This is a genomic window from Microbacterium marinilacus (assembly GCF_019753765.1).
Lineage (GTDB): Bacteria > Actinomycetota > Actinomycetes > Actinomycetales > Microbacteriaceae > Microbacterium > Microbacterium marinilacus.
Genome location: NZ_JAIJZW010000011.1, coordinates 22,291 through 44,244 on the forward strand (window position 1 = coordinate 22,291; position 21,954 = coordinate 44,244).

The 21,954-nt window shown below is 71.6% G+C and carries 17 protein-coding genes; 8 read left to right on the forward strand and 9 right to left on the reverse strand.

What is annotated here, in order from left to right:
- Positions 1-42: 42 nt before the first annotated feature.
- Positions 43-1,500, reverse strand: a complete 1,458-nt coding sequence (locus tag K5S26_RS15525; protein WP_221859849.1) for a CitMHS family transporter — start codon at positions 1,498-1,500, stop codon at positions 43-45.
- Positions 1,501-1,658: 158 nt separating this feature from the next.
- Here K5S26_RS15525 and K5S26_RS15530 point away from each other — a divergent pair, with 158 nt between their 5' ends.
- The gene (locus tag K5S26_RS15530; protein WP_221859851.1) at positions 1,659-3,341 is read left to right on the forward strand and encodes a sensor histidine kinase; all 1,683 of its coding nucleotides are present in this window, start codon (positions 1,659-1,661) and stop codon (positions 3,339-3,341) included.
- Positions 3,338-3,976 (forward strand): response regulator, encoded by a 639-nt coding sequence (locus K5S26_RS15535; RefSeq protein ID WP_221859853.1) that lies wholly within the window; start codon positions 3,338-3,340, stop codon positions 3,974-3,976. Before K5S26_RS15530 ends, K5S26_RS15535 begins: the two co-directional genes overlap by 4 nt.
- Before the next feature lie 81 nt (positions 3,977-4,057).
- On the opposite strand, the gene rsgA is transcribed toward K5S26_RS15535, so the two are convergent.
- Together rsgA and aroA are read right to left on the reverse strand one after the other, a co-directional pair.
- Positions 4,058-5,104 (reverse strand): ribosome small subunit-dependent GTPase A, encoded by a 1,047-nt coding sequence (gene rsgA / locus K5S26_RS15540; RefSeq protein ID WP_221859854.1) that lies wholly within the window; start codon positions 5,102-5,104, stop codon positions 4,058-4,060.
- 13 nt (positions 5,105-5,117) lie between these two features.
- Positions 5,118-6,437, reverse strand: a complete 1,320-nt coding sequence (aroA, locus tag K5S26_RS15545; RefSeq protein ID WP_221859856.1) for a 3-phosphoshikimate 1-carboxyvinyltransferase — start codon at positions 6,435-6,437, stop codon at positions 5,118-5,120.
- A 51-nt stretch (positions 6,438-6,488) separates the two neighbouring features.
- On the opposite strand from aroA, the gene K5S26_RS15550 reads away from it, so the two are divergent.
- Genes K5S26_RS15550 through K5S26_RS15565 form a run of 4 tightly spaced genes read left to right on the forward strand, consistent with a single transcriptional unit; the run spans position 6,489 to position 9,748 of the window.
- Positions 6,489-7,202 carry a sigma-70 family RNA polymerase sigma factor gene (locus tag K5S26_RS15550; RefSeq protein WP_221859858.1) on the forward strand — a complete coding sequence of 238 codons (714 nt, stop codon included), beginning with the start codon at positions 6,489-6,491 and terminating at the stop codon, positions 7,200-7,202.
- The gene (locus tag K5S26_RS15555; RefSeq protein ID WP_221859860.1) at positions 7,199-7,441 is read left to right on the forward strand and encodes an anti-sigma factor family protein; all 243 of its coding nucleotides are present in this window, start codon (positions 7,199-7,201) and stop codon (positions 7,439-7,441) included. The genes K5S26_RS15550 and K5S26_RS15555 overlap by 4 nt, the downstream gene beginning before the upstream one ends.
- Positions 7,442-7,471: 30 nt before the next feature.
- Entirely contained in the window at positions 7,472-8,767 is a 1,296-nt protein-coding gene (locus K5S26_RS15560; RefSeq protein WP_221859862.1) for a GNAT family N-acetyltransferase, read from the forward strand.
- A gap of 60 nt (positions 8,768-8,827) precedes the next feature.
- A complete protein-coding gene (locus K5S26_RS15565; RefSeq protein WP_221859864.1) occupies positions 8,828-9,748 on the forward strand; it encodes an NAD(P)H-dependent flavin oxidoreductase in 921 nt (306 codons plus the stop codon).
- Positions 9,749-9,838: 90 nt separating this feature from the next.
- Here the strand turns inward: K5S26_RS15565 and K5S26_RS15570 are convergent, their stop codons facing one another.
- The 5 genes from K5S26_RS15570 to K5S26_RS15590 are packed head-to-tail and all read right to left on the reverse strand — an operon-like array spanning position 9,839 to position 14,582.
- Positions 9,839-11,014, reverse strand: coding sequence for an NAD(P)/FAD-dependent oxidoreductase (locus K5S26_RS15570; RefSeq protein ID WP_221859866.1), 1,176 nt, complete (start codon positions 11,012-11,014; stop codon positions 9,839-9,841).
- Positions 11,007-12,146, reverse strand: coding sequence for a Gfo/Idh/MocA family protein (locus K5S26_RS15575; protein ID WP_308123018.1), 1,140 nt, complete (start codon positions 12,144-12,146; stop codon positions 11,007-11,009). Before K5S26_RS15575 ends, K5S26_RS15570 begins: the two co-directional genes overlap by 8 nt.
- Positions 12,143-12,913 (reverse strand): amino acid ABC transporter ATP-binding protein, encoded by a 771-nt coding sequence (locus K5S26_RS15580; RefSeq protein ID WP_221859868.1) that lies wholly within the window; start codon positions 12,911-12,913, stop codon positions 12,143-12,145. The genes K5S26_RS15575 and K5S26_RS15580 overlap by 4 nt, the downstream gene beginning before the upstream one ends.
- Positions 12,910-13,698, reverse strand: coding sequence for an amino acid ABC transporter permease (locus K5S26_RS15585; RefSeq protein ID WP_221859870.1), 789 nt, complete (start codon positions 13,696-13,698; stop codon positions 12,910-12,912). Before K5S26_RS15585 ends, K5S26_RS15580 begins: the two co-directional genes overlap by 4 nt.
- A 35-nt stretch (positions 13,699-13,733) precedes the next feature.
- Positions 13,734-14,582: an ABC transporter substrate-binding protein gene (locus tag K5S26_RS15590; protein WP_221859873.1), complete on the reverse strand. Its 849-nt coding sequence runs from the start codon at positions 14,580-14,582 to the stop codon at positions 13,734-13,736.
- A 178-nt stretch (positions 14,583-14,760) separates the two neighbouring features.
- Between K5S26_RS15590 and K5S26_RS15595 the strand changes: the two genes are divergently transcribed.
- On the forward strand, positions 14,761-15,858 hold the full coding sequence (locus K5S26_RS15595; RefSeq protein WP_246604123.1) for a LacI family DNA-binding transcriptional regulator: 1,098 nt from the start codon (positions 14,761-14,763) through the stop codon (positions 15,856-15,858).
- A 384-nt stretch (positions 15,859-16,242) separates the two neighbouring features.
- Here K5S26_RS15595 and K5S26_RS15600 read toward each other — a convergent pair whose 3' ends face one another.
- Positions 16,243-19,974 (reverse strand): multifunctional oxoglutarate decarboxylase/oxoglutarate dehydrogenase thiamine pyrophosphate-binding subunit/dihydrolipoyllysine-residue succinyltransferase subunit, encoded by a 3,732-nt coding sequence (locus K5S26_RS15600; protein ID WP_221860019.1) that lies wholly within the window; start codon positions 19,972-19,974, stop codon positions 16,243-16,245.
- Positions 19,975-20,259: 285 nt separating this feature from the next.
- Between K5S26_RS15600 and K5S26_RS15605 the strand changes: the two genes are divergently transcribed.
- Complete coding sequence (locus tag K5S26_RS15605) at positions 20,260-21,834, forward strand: SPFH domain-containing protein (protein WP_221859877.1); 1,575 nt, start codon at positions 20,260-20,262, stop codon at positions 21,832-21,834.
- Positions 21,835-21,954: the final 120 nt, after the last annotated feature.

Here is a 21,954-nt window from a genome sequence, read left to right on the forward strand (position 1 = left end):
CCGTGTCTCCCGGCCGCGGGATGGCCCGCGGCCGGGCGCGCATCAGCCGACGGGCACGGAGCCGACGACCACGCCGACGGCGAGCATCGCCAGCGACACGAGCAGCGCGCGCCACAGCACCTTGCGGTGGTGATCGCCGAGGTTCACGCCGGCGAGCGAGACGAGCAGCAGGATGGCCGGCACGAGGGGGCTCTGCAGGTGGACGGGCTGGCCGATAATCGACGCCCGCGCCATCTCCGCGGGGGAGATGCCGTACGAGGCGGCGCTCTCGGCCAGCACCGGCAGGATGCCGTAGTAGAACGCGTCGTTCGACATGAAGAACGTCATCGGGATCGAGAGCAGGCCGGTGATGACGGCGAAGAACGGGCCGAGCGACGGGGGCACGATGTCGACGACCCAGTCGGCCATCGCCGTGACCATCCCGGTGCCGTCCAGCACGCCGACGAGCACGCCCGCCGCCAGCACCATCGAGACCACGCCGACGATGCTCGGCGCGTGCGCGACGATCTCGGCGCTCTGCTGCTTCAGCCGGGGGAAGTTCACCACGAGGGCGAGCGCCGATCCGATCATGAAGACAAACGGCAGCGGCAGCACGTCGAGCACCAGCAGCGTCATCACCGCGAGGGTGAGGACGAGGTTGAACCAGACCAGCTTCGGCCGCAGCGTCTCGCGCTCCGGGTTCAGCATGGTGTCGGCCATCGCCGTGTCGCGCTCGTCCTCGGCGATCCGTGCCGGTCCTGCGGCCCCGGCGCCCTTCACGGTGAGGATGTTCCGCGTGCCGAGCGTGGCACGCGCCCCGGGGGTGCCGGCCGCGCCGACGCCGCCCGGCACCCGCATCGCGAAGCGGCCGGCGCGCTCGCCGACGCCGTCGCGGCGCAGCTCGAGCCGGCCGATGCGGTTGCGCTCCGAGACGCCCAGCAGCCAGCTCAGCCCGAAGGCGAGCAGGAGGCCGACCCCCAGCGAGGGCAGCATCGGGACGAACACCTCGGTGGGGGAGACGCCCAGGGCGGTCGCCGCGCGGACGGTGGGGCCGCCCCACGGGACGATGTTCAGGGTGCCGTTGACGAGGCCCGCCACGCAGGTGAGCACGACGGGGCTCATGCCCAGCCGCAGGTAGACGGGCAGCAGCGCGGAGGTGGTGATGATGAACGTCGTCGATCCGTCGCCGTCGAGCGAGACCGCACCGGCGAGCAGCGCGGTGCCCAGCACGACCTTCGCCGGGTCGTCGCCGACCAGGCGGGTGATCAGCCGGATCAGCGGGTCGAACAGCCCGACGTCGATCATGATGCCGAAGAACATGATCGCGAACATCAGCAGGGCGGCCGTGGGCGCCATGTCGGAGATCGCGTCGATCACCATGTCGCCCATGCCGAGTCCGGCGCCGGCGAACAGGCCGAAGATCGTCGGGACGAGGATGAGGGCGACCATCGGCGTGAGGCGCTTGGTCATGATCAGCACCATGAACGCGAGGATCATGGTGAAGCCGAGTGCGACGAGCATGTTTTCGACGTCCTTGTCTGTTCCGGCGACGTTGCGGTACCGAAGGAATCTAGGGCGATGCCCGCGGAGCCCCCGAGGTAGCGCGCATTGCGCGGGAACTGCGCGTTGCGCCAGTTGTGCGCATTCTGCGCACCGCGTCGGCGAGCGATACTCGGGAGATGCGGTTCGCGACGAGGGTGCTGGCGATGCAGCTGGCGGCAGCGGTCGTCGTCGTCGCGGTCTGCGCGCTCGCCTTCGGCGCCGTGGGGGTGCGCCAGCTGCGCGCGGAGACCGAGAGCACGGCGCTGGGCATCGCGCGCACGGCGGCGTCGGACCCGCAGGTGCGCGCCGAGGTCGCGGCGTACGCGGGGCCGGGCGGATACGACACCGCCGCCCTGGCCGACGGACCGCTGCAGCAGTACGCGCTCGCGGTGGCCGAGCGGACCGGTGCGCTGTTCGTCGTGATCGCCGACGACGACGGCATCCGTCTCGCGCACCCGGAGGACGCGCGGCTCGGCCAGCGGGTGAGCACCGGCTACGAGGCGGTGCTGGCAGGGCACGAGGTCGTCGAATGGGAGAGCGGAACGCTCGGGTCGTCGGTGCGGGCGAAGGTGCCCGTCCCAGGCCCGGACGGCGACGGCATCGTCGGAGAGGTGAGCGTCGGGTTCGCGACCGACCGGGCGTTCGCCGACGCGCCGGCGCTCGCCGGGGCCGTCGCGGCGATCGCGCTCGTGGCGCTCGCCCTGGCGCTCCTCGTCGCCCTCGTGATCCGCCGCCGGCTCGAACGCCTCACCCGGGGCGTCCAGCCCGACGAGCTCGCCGCCCTCCTGCAGAGCCGCGCGGCCGTGCTCGAGGGCGTGCACGACGGCGTGATCGCCGTCTCGGCCGACCGCGTCGTCCGCGCCTGCAACCCCGCCGCGGCCGAGGCCCTGTCGCTGGACGGCCACGAGGCCACCGGGCGTCCGATCGACGACCTGGACCTGCCGCCCCGGTTGCGGCGCACCCTCGACGCCGCCCTCGCCGGGGAGAGCACGGTGCACGGCGAGCTCGTGCTGACCGATCGGGTCGTCTTCCTCGAGGTGCACGGCGTGCGGCACGACGGCGACGACCTGGGCGTCGTGGCGGTGCTGCGCGATCGAACGGACGTCGTGGCCCTCGCGGAGCGCCTCGACGCCGTCCGGGCCGCGACGAACGCGATGCGCGCACAGCGCCACGAGTTCGCGAACCGCATGCACGTCGCGTCCGGCATGCTCGCGGCCGGCCGCGTCGAGGAGACGCGGGCGCTTCTCGCCGAGTTCGCCGACCGCGGCGCGCTTCCCGAAGAGGGACAGGTGGGCGTCGCCGAGCCCTTCCTGCGCTCCTTCCTCGCCGCGAAGGCCGTGGAGGCGGGCGAACGCGGCGTCGATCTGCGCCTCGGCGACGACACGCTCGTGCTCGGCACCGTGCACGAGCCGGAGGACGCCGCCGCAGTGCTCGGCAACCTGATCGACAACGCCGTCACCGCCGCCGTCGCGGCCGGCGCCCCGCGATGGGTGGAGGTCACGCTGCTCGACGACGGCGACCAGCTGGCGCTCACCGTCGCGGACTCCGGGCGGGGTGTCGACGCGCCCGAGAGCGTCTTCGAGCGCGCCCGCGCGCGCGAGGACGAGGCCGAGGCCGGCGAGGTGCACGGGCGCGGCATCGGACTGCCGCTCGCGCGGCGGTTCAGCCGACGGCGGGGCGGTGAGCTGTGGGTCGTCTCACCGGGCGGCGAGGGGCACGGGGCCGTGTTCGGCGCGCGGCTGCCCGGTGTGATGCTCCCGGCCGCCATCGCGACGGAGCCGGACCGGACGGGATCCGAAGACGATGGAGGACAGCGATGACGGTGCACGTGCTGATCGTGGACGACGACTTCCGGGTGAGCGGCATCCACCGTGACCTCGTCGAGGCGCGGCCCGGCTTCGTCGCGCTGCCTCCGGTGCGCGACGCCGCGTCCGCGCGGCGCGCGATCTCGGAGGACCGGCCCGATCTGCTGCTGCTGGACGTGTACCTGCCGGACGGCGACGGCATCGAGCTCGGTCGCGAGTCCGGGATCGACAGGTTCGTGCTGAGCGCGGCGGGCGACGGTGCGACGGTGCGGCGCGCGCTCGCCTCCGGCGCGCTGCACTACCTGATCAAGCCCTTCGACCCGGCGGCGCTGCACGACCGCCTCGACCGCTACGCGCGCTACCGCAACCTGCTGGCGGCGGGCGAGCTCACGCAGCACGCGATCGATCGTGCCGGGGCCGTGCTCCACGGCGGGCAGTCGACGTCCCCGGTGCGCGAAGGGACGCAGCAGCTGCTCCTGGGCGCGCTCGCCGAGGGCGAGGCGTCGAGCGCGGAGGTCGCCGAGCGCATCGGGGTGTCGCGGGCGACCGCGCAGCGCCACCTCTCGGATCTCGCTGCGCGCGGCGTCGTCGCCGTGACGCTGCGCTACGGAACGGCCGGGCGCCCGGAGCACCGCTACCGCGCGAAGTGACGAACGCGTCGCGAGTGCCATCTGGCACTCGCGCACCGCCGCCGAGCGCCATGTGGCACTCGCAGCCCGCAGCGGGCAGCCTCAGTAGTCCGTGCGGTCCTTGAACGTCTCGAGCAGGCGCTGCAGCGAGTCGACGCGGGAGGCGGACAGCCGGCCCTCCTCGACCGCCTCGTTGAGCGCGCAGTCGGGTGCGTCCGGCAGATGCGTGCAGCCGCGGGGGCACTCGTCCGCGACGGCGCCGAGATCCCGATACGCCCGCAGGATGTTCGTCGGGTCCACGTGGCCGAGCCCGAAGGAGCGCACCCCCGGGGTGTCGATCACCCATCCCGACCCGCCGGGGCCCTGATAGCGCAGCGAGACGGTCGACGAGGACGTGTGCCGTCCCCGGCCGGTCACCTCGTTGACGTGTCCGGTGGCACGGCCGGCGCTCGGGACGAGGGCGTTGACGAGCGTCGACTTGCCGACGCCCGAGTGCCCGACGAACACCGTGCTGTGGCCGACCAGCGCCTCGCCGATGGCCTCCAGCGGGGGCTCGTCGCGCGCGCTGGTGAACACGCGCAGGTCGTCCAGGCCGTCGAAGTGGGCGAGGAACGGGCCGGGATCGGCCAGGTCGGTCTTGGTGACCACCATGAGCGGCCGGACGCCCGCGTCCAGCGCGGCGACGAGGTACCGGTCGACGAGCCGCGGGCGCGGCTCGGGGTCTGCCGCCGCGACGACCACGAGCATCTGGTCGGCGTTCGCCACGATCACGCGCTCGACCTGGTCGGTGTCGTCGGCGCTGCGGCGCAGCAGCGACGTGCGCTCCTCGATGCCGACGATCCGCGCGAGCGTGCCCTCCTGGCCCGTCGTGTCGCCGACCACGCGCGCGCGATCGCCGGTGACGATCGGCGTGCGACGCAGCTCGCGGGCGCGCGTCGCCGTCACCTGCCGCTCGTCCGGCGCGTCCTCGTCCACCAGCACCGCGTACCGGCCGCGGTCCACGCCGAGCACCCGCGCGATGGTCGCGTCCTCGTGCGCCGGGCGCCGCTTCGTGCGGGGCCGGTTCGCCTTCGGGTTCGGACGGACGCGCACGTCGGTCTCGTCGAAGCCGAGGTCGTCGTCCTCGTCGTCGTCGGGCAGCCAGCTCACGAGCCCGACCGCCTCATGCGCCCAGCATCTCGTCCCACAGCTGCGTGAACTGCGGCAGCGTCTTGGCGGTGGTGCCGATGTCGTCGACGACCACGCCGGGCACCCGCAGGCCGACGAGGGCGCCGGTGGTGGCCATGCGGTGGTCGTGGTGCGCGCGCCACGACCCGGCCCGCAGCGGCACCGGGCTGATGCGGATGCCGTCGGCCATCTCCTCCGCCGCGCCGCCGAGCGCGTTCACGTTCGCCGCGAGCGCCGCGATCCGGTCGGTCTCGTGGCCGCGGATGTGGCCGATGCCGTGGAAAGTCGTGGGAGCGTCGGCGAACGCCGCGAGACCGACGAGGGTGGGGGTCAGCTCGCTCACCGCCGACAGGTCGAGGTCGACGCCGTGGATGGCCCGGCCGCCCGACACCGTCAGCGCGCCGCCCCGGCGGCTCACCCGCGCTCCCATCAGCTGCAGGATGTCCACGAGCTGCCCGCCCGGCTGCGTCGAGTGCGGAGGCCACCCGGCGACCGTCACCGAGCCGCCCGCGATCATGGCCGCCGCGAGGAAGGGGGCGGCGTTCGACAGGTCGGGCTCGATCGCGATGTCCTTCGCCCGCAGGGGTCCGGCCGGCACGATCCACTCGCCGGGCGCGGGGCGCTCGACGTGCACGCCGCGCCGGGCGAGCGCCTCGACGGTCATGTCGATGTGCGGCACGCTCGGCAGCCGGGCGCCCGTGTGGCGCAGATGCAGGCCCACGTCGAAGCGCGGCGCCGCCAGCAGCAGGCCGGACACGAACTGGCTGGACGCGGACGCGTCGATCGAGATCTCGCCGCCGCGGATGTGACCGTGACCGCGGACGGTGAACGGCAGCGACCAGTGCCCGCCGTCGTCGATGTCGACGCCGAGGTCGCGCAGCGCGCGGATCATCTCCGCCATCGGGCGGTGCAGCGCGCTCTCGTGCGCGGTGACGAGCACGTCGCCCGAGGCGAAGCCCGCCAGCGGCGCCAGGAAGCGCATCACCGTGCCGGCCTGCCCGCAGTCGACGGTGGCGCCGCCCGTGAGCGGGGAGGCGGGGTGCACGAGCAGGTCGGGACCGAAGGCCCCGTCGCCCGCGACCTCCTCGACCTCGACCCCCAGCGCGCGCAGGCCGTCGACCATGCGGCGGGAGTCGTCCGACTGCAGCGGCGACAGCAGGCGGCTGGGGCCTTCGGCCAGCGCGGCGAGGATCAGCTCGCGGTTCGTGAGCGACTTCGAGCCCGGAATCGTGAGGGTCGCCTCGATGGCGCCGCTCGCCGCGGGCGCGGCGTACTCGCCTTGCGGGGCCTCGGGGGAATACTCGCGCGTGCTCATCGGTTTCAACACTACTGAAGGTGCGCGCTCTCGCCGCGGGAAAGGAGACGGATGACCGCCACGATCGACGCCCCCGTCGGCGCACTGTCCGTCGACCTAGACTGGCTCGCGATGGATGACGTGCCAGGATCGGCGGACGAGTGGGCGGCTGACGGCCGAGACCGGTCCGAGGCGAGCCCCCGCGACCAGTTCGAGCAGCAGGCGCTGCCCTTCATGGACCAGCTCTACGGCGCGGCGATGCGGATGACCCGCAACCCCAACGACGCCGCCGACCTGGTGCAGGAGACGTTCGTCAAGGCGTTCGCGTCGTGGTCGTCGTTCACGCAGGGGACCAACCTCAAAGCGTGGCTGTACCGCATCCTGACGAACACGTACATCAACACGTACCGCAAGAAGCAGCGCGAGCCGTACCAGGGCACCATCGACGACCTCGAGGACTGGCAGCTCGGCGGGGCCGAGTCCACGACGGCCACGAGCAGCCGCTCCGCCGAGGCGGAGGCGATCGACCGGATGCCCGCGTCCGTCGTCAAGGACGCGCTGCAGTCCATCCCCGACGACTTCCGGATGGCGGTGTACCTCGCGGATGTCGAGGGCTTCGCGTACCAGGAGATCGCCGACATCATGAAGACCCCCATCGGCACGGTCATGAGCCGTCTGCACCGCGGCAGGCGTCTGCTGCGCGACCTGCTGAAGGACTACGCGGCCGAGCGAGGCATCCAGGCCGCCCCCACGAAGCGCCGAGCCTCTACCAGGAGCGAGAAATGACCGACTGCGGTTGCGAGAAAGCGCGGCAGGACCTCGAGGAGTACCTCCGCGACGAGGTCTGCAAGACCGAGCACTCCGACATCAAGGAGCATCTCGCCACGTGCGACGCGTGCCGTGATGAGGCGCTGGTGGCGCGCACGCTGACCGACGTGGTGGCACGCGCCTGCAGGGAGACCGCTCCCGAGGAGCTGAAGAACCTGGTGCTGGCGCGTCTGCGCGACGCGCAGGCCGCGCACTGAGGCGTCGGCGGCCCTGGGTACGCTCGGGGAATGGCCGACACCCTCGACGCCCGCACCCTCCCACTGGACGAGACCTCGCGCTCCGCGCTCGATGAGCGCGGTCTCGCCTACCGGCTGATCGACCACGCCGACGGGCTCGTGCTCGACGCGTGGTCGCGCGCCGTCCACCGCGGCTTCACGCACGGCGAGATGCCGGCGGAGGAGGTCGCCGAGTGGCGCGAGCCGATGTCGTGGCGCCGCCTGCTCGGCGTCTACGACCCGACCGTGCCGCAGGCGGATCTGCCGGTCGCGACGCTGAGCTCGTGGGTCGCGCCGATGTCGGTGCCCGGCGGCGAGCTGCCGATGTGGGCGATCAGCACGGTGACCGTGGCGGGCACGCACCGCCGGCGCGGGATCGCCCGGTCGCTGCTCGAGGCCGAGCTGCGCGATGCGCGTGCGGCCGGCGTCCCCATCGCGGGCCTCACCGCGAGCGAGGCGACGATCTACGGGCGCTACGGCTTCGCGCCCGCCACGACGATCGCGACCTGGAGGGTCGACACCGGGCGGGCGGCGTGGCGCGCGCCCGACGCGCCCGGTCGCGTGCAGTACCTCGACCGCGAGGCGGCGGCCGCGCTGATGGGCGAGGTGCACGAGCGCACCCGCACGGCGCGGCTGGGAGAGATCCCCGGCTGGCCGCGGCGGTGGCGTGGTCGCGTCGCGCTGGCGGAGAAGAAGGACGAAGAGGTGGTGACCGTCCGCTACGTGGACGAGTCCGGCGAGCCGCGAGGCGTGATGGCCTACCGCATCGAGGGGCACGCCGAGGAGGACGGGCGCGGCGTGCTGACCATCCGCTACCTCGTCGCCGACGATGACGTGGCGCTCGCCGCACTGTGGCGCTTCGCGCTGGAGCACGACCTCGTCGGCGAGGTCGTCGCGCCGATGCGCCCGGTCGACGAGCCGCTGCCCTGGCTGCTGGACGACCCCCGGGTGCCGGTCTCGTCGGTGACCGATCACGGCTGGCTGCGCATCCTCGACGTGCCGGCGGCGCTCGAGGGCCGCGCGTACGCGGCGTCCGCCTCGCTGGTGCTCCGGGTGACCGATCCGCTCGGCTACGCCGACGGCACGTGGCGCGTCGAGATCGCCGACGGTCGCGCGTCGGTCGCATCGACGGAGGACGAGCCCGACGTCGAGCTGTCCGTACTCGAGCTCGGCTCGGCCTACCTCGGCGGGTTCTCGCTGGCGGCGCTGAGCGCGGCCGGCCGGGTGGCCGGCACCGCCGACGCGATCGGCGCGCTGGACGCGGCGCTGCGGGTGCCGCGCGCGCCGTTCCTCAGCATCGTGTACTGATCCGGGACGGCCCGAGCGCGTGGCCGCCGCACTCGGGCGTTCTCCTGAGAGGATCCGAGTATGACGAGTTCCACGGTCGATGCGCTGTTCGCTGATCGGATCCCGGTTCTAAACGCCCCGATGGGCGGTGTCGCGGGAGGCGCGCTCGCCTCGGCGGTGTCGCGTGCCGGCGGCCTCGGCATGATCGGGATGGGAAGCTCCGGCAGCACGACGTCGCTGCGGCGCCAGCTCGCGGCCGTGACCGACGGCGTCGAGGTCGGCATCGGCCTCGTCGACTGGGTGGTGCAGCGCGACCCGGAGATGCTCGAGACCGCCCTCGACGCGTCGCCGCTGCTGCTCTCGGTGAGCTTCGGCGAGACGTACGAGTGGATCGGTCGCGCGCACGAGCGCGGTGTGCCGGCGGTGGCGCAGGTCTCCGACGCTCCGACCGCGGAGCGCGCGCTCGCCGCGGGGGCCGATGCGCTCGTCGCGCGAGGGAGCGAGGGCGGCGGGCACGGTCGGCCGCTGCACGATCGCGACACCCTGCTCGACGCGTTGCTGGCGCTCACGGACCGCCCGGTGTTCGCGGCGGGGGCGATCGCCACGGCGGAGGACGTGCGGCGGGTGCTCGGCCGCGGCGCCCGCGCCGCCTGGGTCGGCACCGCGTTCACGGCGTGCCACGAGGCGCTCTCGAGCCCCGGATCGAGGCGCGCGCTGCTGGCGGCGGGCCCCGAGGACACGGTGCTGACGTCGGCCTTCGACCAGGCCTCGGGATACGGCTGGCCGTCGGACATCCCGGAGCGCGTGATCGCCAACGACGCCACCCGTCGCTGGGGCGCCGCGCTCGACGACGGGGACGTCGACGTCGCGGGCCGCGAGCTGCGCGCCGCGACGGAGGCCGACGACCCGAGCGGCATGTCGGTGAACGCCGGGCTGGGAGTGGGCGAGCTGCGGGCGGAGCGCAGCGCCGCGGAGGTCGTCGCCGCGCTCGACCCGCGCTGACGTTCGGTTCGGCGAGTGCGTTTCCTTCGCCGAGCAGCGCCGGAGAGCGGGATCCCACGCCGAGCACGGCGCAGCGGCGGGGACGATGAGTCAATCCTGTCGGACCGCCGCCCAGGCGCCCGTCGGCACAGGGGTGCTGAGCTGGCTGCTCGTGAAGCGATCCGCGCGGAACGTGCGCAGCGCAGGGGGCACGCCGCCGGTGAGGATCTCCTCAGTGAGCAGCTCGCCCAGGATGAGGCCCAGTGTTGCGCCGGAGTGCGTGAACAGCACGTACAGGCCGGGGACCTGCGGCACGGCGCCCGCGACGGGGTTGCCGTCGCCCGGGATCGGCTTCCAGCCCGCACCGATCCGCGCGACCTTCAGCTCGGGTGAGCCGAGAAGCACGCGGGAGGCTTCCTGCAGCAGGCCCTCCACCGACGTCTCCGGGACCGAGAACGTCCTGTCCCCGGCCACGACTACGGTCTGCTCCGCCCAGTCGGCGTCCAGCACCAGTCCGCCGTCGGCTGCCGGCCTGACGGCGACGCGCGGCGTATTGAGCACTGTGCGGATGGGAACGTCGGTCGGCTCTGTGAAGAGCACGAACGCAGCGGGCGACGAGTTCGGCACGTTTACCCCGAGCCGAGCGAGCTCGGCGGGCGCAGCCGGACCGGTGGCGAGAACGACACTGTCGGCTCCCAGGATGTCGCCGTTCCCGAGGATCACCCCCGTTACTCGACCGTGCTCGGTCGCCACGTGCGTTTCGCCCGCATGCTCGAGGACTCGTGCGCCGGCACGCCTGGCTTGCTCTGCCAGCGCTGCCACGATCGCCGGGAGATCGACCCAGCCTTCGCCCGCGTTGAAGATCGCGCCCTCGTCTGCCACCGCCTCCGGATTCACATGGGGCGCCACGCGTGCGATGTCGGAGCGATCGACCCAGACCGCGTCGTAGCCCGCTGCCCTCTCGAACGCGAAGGTGTCACGCAGCGTCTCGCCGGGAGCGGCCCACTTCACCGCGCCGTCAAAGCGCAGATACGCGCGCCCGTCGGGGTGCTGTGACGCCCATGTTCGGTAGCGGTCGATGCCCATGAGCCGCAGGTGGTGATACTCGCGCGAGCGGTCACCGGACGAGTTCAGCCACGCGATCGATCGCCCGGAGGCGCCGTCGGCGAGGGCTCCCGCGGTGACGAGCGTCACGGTCGCGCCGGCACGGGCGAGGTGGGCGGCGGTCGATGCGCCAAGGATGCCGCCTCCGACGACGACGACCTTCTTCGCTGCGGACTCAGGCATGTCTCTCTCCTACTTCCTCTGTGTTGCTGTCTGTATTGCGGTGCGCCGTGCCATGGGGCGTTGCATCGTCGCGTTCTGGGTTGTGGTGCCGCGTGCCGGGCCGCTGTGTGGCCCGGCGTCTGGCGGCCGCGATGATCCGGAGGCCCGCCACGGCGTCTCGTGGATCGACCGGCGGTGCGGCGCCGCGAATGGCTTCGGCGAGCCTCGCGTAGAAGGCACCGTAGCCGCCGCTCCGCATCGGAACGGGCTCCGATCGGTCACCTCGGGTGAGCGTGCCCCACCGTTCGGGCGGCGTCTCGCCGAAGCCGGGATCGCCCGGTCGCGCGCCGGCGAGGAGCGCGGCCTCCTGGCCGTCCAGCCCCCAGGAGGTGAACGTGGCGTCCGAGCCCACCGCGCGGAAGCGCGGACCGGGAGCCGACGCGACGGCGCTCATCCACAGGTGCGAGATCACACCGGAGTCGTGCTCGAGCGCGACGAACGCGTCATCGTCGGCCGCGGCGCCCGCGCGGCGCGTGGCGAGCTCCGCGTGCGCACAGCGCGCGGGGCCGAACAGCCGCAGGGCCTGGTCGATGACGTGCGGTCCGAGGTCGAACAGGATGCCTCCGCCGTCAGCGGCGGCAGTCTGCGACTTCCATCCCTCCGGTGCCTCGGGCTGCCACCATTCGAAGCGCGACTCAAAGCGTCGCACCTCGCCGAGTCGTCCACCATCGATCAGCTCCTGCACGGTGAGGAAGTCGCCGTCCCAGCGACGGTTGTGGAACACCGTCAGCACGCGGCCGTGCTCATGCGCCCGCGCGATCAGCGCCTCGCCGTCGGCAGGGTCGGCGACGAGCGGCTTGTCGACCACGACGTGCAGACCGTGGTCCAGCGCGCGCTCGGCCAGCGCGCGATGACGGTGGCTGGGCGCTGCGACGACGACGAGATCGAGGTCGTCGGCGCGACGCCACAGCTCGTCGAGATCGGCGAACACGCTCGCGCCCGGGTGCTCGGCGTGCGCCGCGGCGGCGCGCTCGGCGTCGCTGCTGACGATCGCATCGAGCCGATAGGCCGGGTCGGTGGCGAGAAACGCGGCATGGAACCAGCGGCCCGCGACGCCGAAGCCGACGACCGCGGTCCGGATCGGGGCGTTCACAGCACCTCGGACAGGAACAGTCGCAGCCGCTCGCTCTGGGGGTCGTCGAATATTCGCGAAGGCGTTCCCGACTCGACGACGCGCCCCTCGTCCATGAAGACGACCTGGTCGGCCACCTTGCGTGCGAAGTTCATCTCGTGTGTCACGACGAGCATGGTCATGCCGCGCCGGGCCAGGCCGGCCATCAGCGTGAGCACTCCCTTGACAAGTTCCGGATCGAGAGCGCTCGTGGCCTCGTCGAAGAGCATGACCTCCGGCTCCATGGCAAGGGCCCGCGCGATCGCGACGCGCTGCTGCTGGCCGCCGGACAGGTCGCGGGGCCGGTGGCCCTCCCGTTCGGCGAGCCCCACCTCGGTCAGCCGCGCGAGCGCGATCCGCTCGGCCTCGCGCTTCGGCAGCCGCTTCACGTCGTGCAGCGCTAGCGCGACGTTCTGCAGCGCCGTGTGGTCCGGAAACAGGTTGAAGTGCTGGAAGACCAGTCCGACCCGACGGCGCAGCTCATCCGGGCGCAGGCTGAGCGCATCGTCGTCCGCAATGCGGACCGACCCTGCTTTCGGCTCGTGCAGGCGGTTGACACCACGGAGCAGCGTCGACTTCCCGGATCCGGATGGACCGATCACGCACGTCGTGGTGCCGGGGGCGACGGACAGCGAGACGTCGCGGAGCACCTCGACATCGCCGTAGGCCATCACGAGGCCGGAGATCTCGAGCGCCGAGCCCTCGTAGAAGCGGCCGTCCGTCACCGGAACGGGTGAGGTGTACGTCATGTGTTCTCTCCTCGGGTGAGTGCCGGGCTCAGGGTCTGCTCCTCGACCTCTTCCAAGCCGCTCTTCGGAGGCGCCGCCTTGCGGTGTCCGACGCGGAAGCGATTGTCGAAGTGATTGACGAGATGCGTCAGCGGCACGGTGATGACGAGATAGAAGACGCCCGCGAGCACGAGCGGCGAGAGGTTGCCCGTCAACACCGCGGCGTCCTGCCCGACGCGGAACAGCTCGCGCTCGCTGACGAGGAGGCCGAGGAAGTAGACCAGGCTCGAGTCCTTCACGATCGCGATGAACTGGTTCACGAGAGCGGGCAGCACGCGGCGGACGCCCTGAGGGACGACGACGAGGCGCATCGCGCTGCCGTAGCTCATACCGAGCGCCCGGCACGCCTCCAGCTGCCCGCGATCCACGCTCTGGATGCCGGCGCGGAAGATCTCGCCGATGTAGGCGCTCGCGATCAGGCTGAGCGCCAGGATCCCGAGCGGGTAGGGCGAGGGGCCGAACAGCTGCTGACTGAACCGTGCGAAGCCCTGGCCGATGAGCAGGATGGTGAGGATGGCGGGCAGGCCTCGGAACACGTCTGTGTAGACGCGCGCCGGGATCCGTAGCCAGGGGGTCTTGGCGATGCCCATGATGGCGAGGATCATGCCCATGACCGTGCCCAAGAGGGTCGCCCAGACCGAGATGACGAGGGTGTTGAGGAGCCCCGTTCCGAGCAGTTGCGGCAGTACCTGCAGCATCGAGTCGAAGTTCAGGAACGTCCTGATGACGTTGTCGAGCCAATCCATGTCGGTCTCCGCTTGTCGCGCCGCTGGGTGCCCGATCACTCGCCGTTCTGCTCGTCGCTGGGCAGGTACTGCTCGGGCATGGGGGAGCCCGGGAACCACTTCTCGTACAGCTCCTTCCAGGTGCCGTCCTCCATCGCCGCGTTCAGCGCCTCGTTGAGCGCCGCCTGGAACTCGGGCTTTCCCTTCGCGATCGCGAAGCCCGCCGGGGCGTCGAACGAGGGGATGTCGATCGCGTTCACCAATCCGTACTGCTGCGCATACTCCTTCGCCGCCTCGTAGTCGAGGAAGTGCGCATCGATGGTGCCGCTGTTCAGGCCCGAGACGGCCGCGTTGTTGTCGGGGAAGCGGACAAGCTCGGTCTCGGTGAAGTTCTTCTCGGCGTAGGCGTCCTGAAGCGTGCCCTGCACGACACCCAGGCGCTTGCCGGCGAGATCCTCCGCGTCGGAGACGCCCGCGTCGGGAGAGGCCATCACGGTGAGGTAGCCGGCGAGGTATCCGTCGGAGAAGTCGACTGTCTGCTCGCGCTCCTCGGTGATGCCGATCGCGGCGACGCCGACATCGAACTGTCCGTTGGCGACCGCGGCCAGCAGGCCCGAGAAGTCCTGCCCGGTGAAGACGACGTCGTCGATGCCGATGCGCTCCGCCACGTCGGTGAACAGCTCGACATCGAAGCCGGTGAACTCGCCGGACTCGTCGGTGAATGCGTAGGGCTTGGCATCTCCGAGCGTGGCCACGCGGATCTGGCCGGGGGCGATCAGGCCGTAGGGGTTCGCATCTGCCGTGTCCTCGGTCGAGTCCGAGGCGGCGGGTGCGCACGCGGTGAGCGCCAGCAGGCCTGCGAAAGCAACGGACCCGGCGATGCGGGTAAGACGGGTGCTCTTCATGATCGGGTGGGTCCTCTCGGTGGTGTGGCTCTGGGGGCCGCTGGTGGGGTGGGGAGGTGCCATGCAAGTGAGACCGGTCTCAATTGACTGTTTGAACAGTACATGCATAAATGCCATGGCGTCAATGCCCGGTCCGCCTCGGTAGAGTACGCAAGAACGGCCGAAGGGGGTCATCGTGATGCGGGAGCCGGGGCGGCGTGCGGCGACGGTGGCCGATGTCGCCGCAGCCGCCGGTGTCTCCAAAGCCACTGCCGCACGTGCTCTCGGCGCCTATGGCGCCGTCAGCGAGCGGGTTCGAGAGCGTGTGCGAGGAGCCGCTGACGACCTCGGCTACCGCCGCAACGAGGTCGCGCGAAGCATGAGCACGGGCCGTTCTCGAACGATCGGAATGATCGTCGGGGACATCGAGAACCCCGCGTTCGCACAAGCGACCCGAGGTGCAGCCGATGTCGCCGACGAGGCGGGGTTCGATCTCATCCTCTCCAACTCGGGGGAACGCGTGGACAGCGAGCGGAAGGCGATCGACGTGCAGCTGGCCAAGCGCGTGGACGGACTGGTGGTCGCGCCGGCCTCTTCCTCCACACTCGCCAATTACGCTCCGATCATCGAGTCAGGTCGACCAGTGGCGTTCTTCGATCGCCTCGTGCACGGCTTCGAGGCCGACGCGGTGATCGCCGCAAACCGCGATGGGGCGGCTCGTCTGGCCCGGCTTCTGCTCGGCTTCGGGCACCGACGTATTGCCTTCATCTCGACGCTCAGCGAGCTCGGTGACCTGGAGAGGCGGATCGTCATCGGCCGGGCGGGCGAGATCTTCTTCGAACCGCGCCTGGAGTCGTCTGCGATCGAGGATCGCGTCGCCGGATTCGCTGCCGCGCTTCGAGCGGCCGGCGTCGTCCGGCCTCTCGAGCACGTGCGCCTGGATGCGAGGACCCAGGGCATCGCGTACATCGTCCGGCAGCTGACCCGCGGCCCCGCTCCCGTCACTGCGATCGTTGCCTCCGACAGTATCGTGGCGATCGAGGCCTTCCGGGCTCTTCGAGAGTCGGGGCTGTCTGTGCCGGGAGACGTCTCACTGGTCGGATTCGACAATGCCGACTGGACGGCCGTGAGCGAGCCCGGCATCACCGTCATGTCACAACCATTGCGCGAACTCGGTGCGACCGCTGCACGGATGCTGATCGAACGGATCCAGGGCGTGCAGCGTCCGGCCACGGTGCGGGTGCTGCCGCAGGAACTCATCGAACGGGCGTCGGTCGGTCCCGCGTCTGTTGGCTGAACCTCGGAAGACATGAGCCCCGGTGGTGATGCCGATGCCGGTCCCTTCGGGAGCGCAGCGCCGCCGCGGTCGTCCTTTCCTCACCCTCATCCCGCCCTCGTAGCCGAGGAGCTCTCGCGCAGGGGAGCGGGCATGTGCAGGATCTAGGGCCGCTCGTGCCAGGCAGTCCTCGATCCCGCGCTTGTCCGCTTCCGCGCGGGCGCTCTCCTCGATCGTGTGCGCCGCGGAACGAGAGACGGGCGGCCCCCGGGGGCCGGCCGGCGCGCGGGGGGGGGGGGGGGGGCGCGCGCGCGGCGCCACAGGGGGCCGCCGCCGCTGGGGGGCCCCCGCCGCCCCGCCCGCGGCCGCCCGCGGGGGGCCCCCCCGTCTCTCGTCGGGCGTGGGTCAGGCGAGCGCGCGTCGCATCAGGTCGGCGTGCTCGTTGGCGTGCACCTTCGACGAGCCGGACGCCGGCGACGCCGACGCGGAGCGCGAGGCGACGCTGATCGAGCGTCCCTTGAGGCTCTTCGCGACCTCGAGGGCGATGAACGGCCAGGCGCCCTGGTTCTCCGGCTCGTCCTGCACCCACACCAGCTCGGCGTTCGGGTACGTGTCGAGCACCGCGTTCAGCTCGTCGACGGGCGCCGGGTAGAACTGCTCGAGGCGCACCAGGGCGATCGCATCGTTCGGGCGCTTGTCGAGCTCGCCGCGCAGGTCCCAGTGGATCTTGCCGGAGTGCAGCAGAACCTTCTTCACGCCCGCCTCGTCGAGGCCCCGGTTGTCGTCGAGCACCGGCTCGAAGCGACCCGAGGTGAAGTCCGCGACCTCGCTCGTGGCACCCCGCAGGCGCAGCATCGCCTTCGGGGTGAAGACGATCAGCGGCCTGCGCGGGCGGGCGTACGCCTGACGACGCAGCAGGTGGAAGTACGACGCGGGCGTCGAGGGACGCGCCACCGTCATGTTGTCCTGCGCGCACATCTGCAGAAAGCGCTCGATGCGGGCCGACGAGTGGTCGGGTCCCTGCCCCTCATAGCCGTGGGGGAGCAGCAGCACGACGCTCGACTGCTGGCCCCACTTCTGCTCGGCCGCCGAGATGTACTCGTCGATGATCGACTGGGCGCCGTTGACGAAGTCGCCGAACTGCGCCTCCCACAGCACCAGAGCCTCGGGGTTCTCGACGGAGTAGCCGTACTCGAAGCCCAGCGCCGCGTACTCGCTCAGCAGCGAGTCGTAGACCCAGAAGCGGGCCTGGCTGTCGGACAGGTTCACGAGCGGCAGCCATTCCTGGCCGTTCACGCGGTCGTGGAACGTCGCGTGACGCTGCACGAACGTGCCGCGGCGGGCGTCTTGGCCGGCGAGGCGCACCGGCTTGCCCTCGAGCAGCAGGGAGCCGAACGCGAGCAGCTCGCCGTAGCCCCAGTCGACCTGGCCGTTGCGGCTCATCTGCACGCGCTTGTCGAGCAGCTGCTGCAGCTTGCTGTGCACGGTGAAGCCGTCGGGCTTGTTGGCGTGCGCGTCGCCGATCTGGTGGATCACCTCGGTCGGGACGCCGGTGGTCTCCGGCGCGCCGACGGGCTCGGTCGAGACCGGGCCCGACGCGTCGACGATGGGGATCGAGCCGGTCTCGGCGGCGTGCGTCTCGGCGAAGGCGACCTCCAGGCGGTCCTGGAAGTCGCGCTTGGCCTGGTCGTACTCCTCCTCGGTGATGTCGCCGCGGCCGACGAGCGCCTCGGTGTACAGGCGGCGGGTGGAGCGCTTGGCCTCGATGAGGTTGGTCATCAGCGGCTGCGTCATCGACGGGTCGTCGCCCTCGTTGTGCCCGCGGCGGCGGTAGCAGACCAGGTCGATCACGACGTCGCGGTGGAACCGCTCGCGGTACTCGAACGCGAGCTCCGCGACGCGCACGACGGCCTCGGGGTCGTCGCCGTTCACGTGGAAGATGGGGGCCTGGATCGTCTTGGCCACGTCCGTGGCGTACACCGACGTGCGGCCGTCCTGCGGCAGCGTCGTGAAGCCGACCTGGTTGTTGACGACGACGTGGACGGTGCCGCCGGTGCGGTAGCCGCGCAGCTGCGACATCTGCATCGTCTCGACGACGACGCCCTGGCCCGCGAAGGCCGCGTCGCCGTGCACCAGGATCGGCAGCCACGTGAACGAGCCGACCGGCTTGCGGTCCTGCTTGGCGCGGACGATGCCCTCGAGCACTCCGTCGACGGTCTCGAGGTGCGACGGGTTCGCGGCGAGGTAGACGTCGAGCTTCTCGCCCTGCTCGGTCACGAACGTGCCCTCGGTGCCGAGGTGGTACTTCACGTCCCCCGAGCCGCGCTTGTTGCCGGGCAGCGCGCCCTCGAACTCCTGGAAGACCTGTCCGTAGGTCTTGCCCGCGATGTTGGTGAGCACGTTGAGACGGCCGCGGTGCGCCATGCCGATCGCGGCGCCCTCCAGGCCGGCCCCGGCCGCGCCCTCCAGGATGCGATCGAGCAGCGGGATGAGCGATTCGCCGCCCTCGAGCGAGAAGCGCTTCTGGCCGACGTACTTCGTCTGCAGGAACGTCTCGAACGCCTCGGCCTCGTTCAGCTTGCGCAGGATGCGCAGCTGGTCGTCGTGGTCGGGCTTGGTGTACTTGACCTCGAGCTTCTGCTGGAACCACTCCCGCTGCTCGTAGTCGTGGATGTGCATGTACTCGTAGCCGGTCGTGCGGCAGTACGAGTCGCGCAGCACGCCGAGGATGTCGCGGAGCTTCATCGTGCGGCGTCCGCCGAAGCCGCCGGTGACGAACTCGCGCTCCAGGTCCCAGAAGGTCAGGCCGTGCGACTCGATCTCGAGGTCGTGGTGCAGGCGCTGCACGTACTCGAGCGGGTCGATGTCGGCCATAAGGTGGCCGCGCACGCGGTACGAGTTGATGAGCTCCTGCACGCGCGACTGCTTGTCGACGCGCTCGGCGAGGTCGACGGCGACGTCGTTGTTCCAGGCGATCGGCGCGTACGGGATGCGGAGCGCGGCGAAGATCTCCTCGTAGAAGCGGCGCTGGCCGAGCAGCAGCTCGTGCACCTTCTTGAGGAACTCGCCCGATCCGGCGCCCTGGATCACGCGGTGGTCGTACGTGCTCGTCAGGGTGATCGTCTTGCCGATCGCGAGCTCGTTGAGCGTCTTCGCGCTCGCGCCCTGGAACTCGGCGGGGTACTCGAGGGCGCCGGCTCCGATGATGCAGCCCTGGCCCTTCATCAGGCGCGGGACGGAGTGGACCGTGCCGATGCCGCCGGGGTTCGTGAGCGACACCGTCGTGCCGGCGAAGTCGCCGGCCGTGAGCTTGTTGCCGCGGGCGCGCTTGACGAGGTCCTCGTACGCGGAGAGGTACTCGGTGAACGAGAGCGTGTCGGCGTTCTTGATGCTCGGCACCATCAGCGCACGCGTGCCGTCGGGCTTGGGCAGGTCGATCGCGATGCCGAGGTTCACGTGCGCGGGGGCCACGACGGAGGGCTTGCCGTCGACCTCGGCGTAGAACACGTTCTGGCTGGGGAACTCCTTCAGCGCCTGGATCAGCGCCCAGCCGATCAGGTGCGTGAAGCTGACCTTGCCGCCGCGGGTGCGCGACATGTGGTTGTTGATGACGATGCGGTTGTCGATCATCAGCTTCGCCGGGATGGTGCGCACGCTCGTGGCCGTGGGGACCGTGAGCGACTCGTCCATGTTCTTGGCGAGCGTCTTCGGCATGCCCCTGAGCGGCGTGACGACGTCCTCGGCGGGCTTCGGCTCGGCCGACTCGGCGGGAGCCGAGGCCTTCTGCGGCGCGTCGGCGGGGATCGGCGCGGGCGCGGCCGGCTTCGCCGTCGTGCGCGCGACCGGCTGCTGGCCCGTGCTCGGCGTCGGCGCGGCGGCCTGGGCCGGGGCGGCGGCCGGCGCCTGTGCCTGCGCGGAGGCCGGCTGCGTGCTCTGAGCGGCGGCGGACGGAGCCGCCGGCTGCGGGGCGGCGGCTTCTCCCTGAGAGGCGTCGTAGGCCTCGAGGACCGGCCACCACTCCTTGTCCACGGAGTTCCTGTCCGCCTTGAACTGCTGGTAGAGCTCATCGACGAGCCATTGATTGGCCCCGAACTCCCCTTCGTTCGAAGTCCCGGTGCCCGTTACCTGGCTCGACACGGCCGATTCGCCTTCTTTCATCGATGAAGTCATGTCCGAATGCACGCCTGTGCGCGCCTCGCGTACGCCTTGAAAGCCTAGCCCAGATCGCGGATCGGCCCACCCGCCGGGGCGTCATGAGGAGACCCCTCACAGGCGGGCGACGGGCCTGGTGCCGCTGGGCGGGAGCGGCGTCGGCGAGCGCATCGTGTGACGGGATGTCCCGGCGCGTCCTCGGCACCCGATAGGTTGAGCGGCAGAAGCGGGCGCAGGGCAGACGCTCGCCGTATCGAACGGAGAGACCCGGTGGATCCCTTCTCGCTGTTGTTCACGGTCGGACCGATCGCGGTCGGCGCGGTCATCCTGGCGCTGATCATCCTGTTGCTGTTCCGCGCCTGGTATCGCATCGCGAAGGCCGACGAGGCGCTGGTGATCGTCGGAAAGAACCAGCGCGGCGCCGACGGCGAGACCTCGCGGATCACCGTCGTCACCGGTGGCGGCGCGATCGTCAACCCGATCACGCAGCGCGCCGAGCTCATCTCGCTGCGCGCCCGCCAGATCAACGTCGAGCCGACCGCGCAGTCGTCGAACGGCGTCACGGTCGACGTCACGGGCGTCGCGCTGTTCAAGATCGGCTCCGACGCCGACCAGGTGCGCCGTGCCGCCGAGCGCTTCGCCTCGCAGGACGGCGCGATCGAGCAGTTCACGCGCGAGCAGCTCGAGGGATCGCTGCGCGGAGTGGTCGCGATGCTGACCGTCGAGCAGCTCATGCGCGATCGCCAGCAGCTCTCCGACCAGATCGCCGAGAACATCAAGGGCGACCTCGAGGCGCAGGGACTCATCCTCGACTCGTTCCAGATCCAGGGGATCACCGACAAGAACGGCTACATCGAGGCTCTGGGAGCCAGCGAGATCGAGCGCGTCAAGCGCGACGCGCAGGTCGCGAGCATCACCGCGCAGCGTGAGGTGCAGCGCAACAAGATCGCGACCGACGAGCAGAACCTCGTCGAGTACACGGCGTACCAGAAGAACACGGCCAACGCGAAGGCCGAGATCGGACGGGCGAACGCCGAGGCCGAGGCCGCCGAGAAGCTCGCCCGCGAGAAGCTCGAGCAGGGCGTCCTCGAGCAGGCCGCGATGAACCAGGCGGCGAAGCTCGACGCCGAGGTGCGCCGCGTGGCGGAGGCGGCGGCCTACGAGCGCCAGCAGAGGGCGGACGCCGAGGCGTACGAGCAGCAGAAGGCGGCCGACGCGGAGGCGTACTCGCGCATCAAGGAGGCCGAGGCCCAGGCGAAGATCGCCGAGCAGAAGGCGCTCGAGGTCAAGACCCGCGCCGCCGCGGACGCCGAGACCGTGCGTCTCTCCGCCGAGGCGGACGCGGGCGCCCAGCGCGCCGCCGGTGAGGCGGCCGCGTTCGTGGCCCAGCAGGACGCGCAGGGAACGAAGTTCCGCGCCGAGGCCGACGCCGAGGCGATCCGGCTTGCGGGTGACGCCAAGGCGTCGGCGATCAAGGCCGAGGCCGCGGCGATCGCCGAGCACGAGGAGGCGCTGATGGCGCAGCGCGCGATCGAGGCCGTGGTGCCGATGATGGCCGAGTTCGCCAAGGGCTACCAGCGCGTCGGGTCGATCACGGTGCTCGGCGGCGAGGGCGGCGCCTCCGCCCACCTCGCGAGCGAGCAGGCGGTCGGGATGCGGGCGACGTTCGACGCCGTCAAGGCGGCGACCGGCGTCGACCTGGGCGCGATCATCTCGGGCCGCGCGGTCGGCGAGGGCATCGGGGAGGGCATCCGCGCGGCGGGAGGCGCGGACGCCGCCGCTCCCGCCGCGAAGGCTCCGGCACGGCGGCCCGCGGCCGCTCCCGCCGACGGCCCGGAGGCCTGATCGCGCATCCTGCGACGGGGGGGGGGGGGGGGGGGGGGGGGGGGCGGGCGGGGGGGGGGGGGGGGGGGCGCCGCCAAGCAACACGCCCCGGCGCCGCGCGGCCCTCCCGCCCCCGCCCCC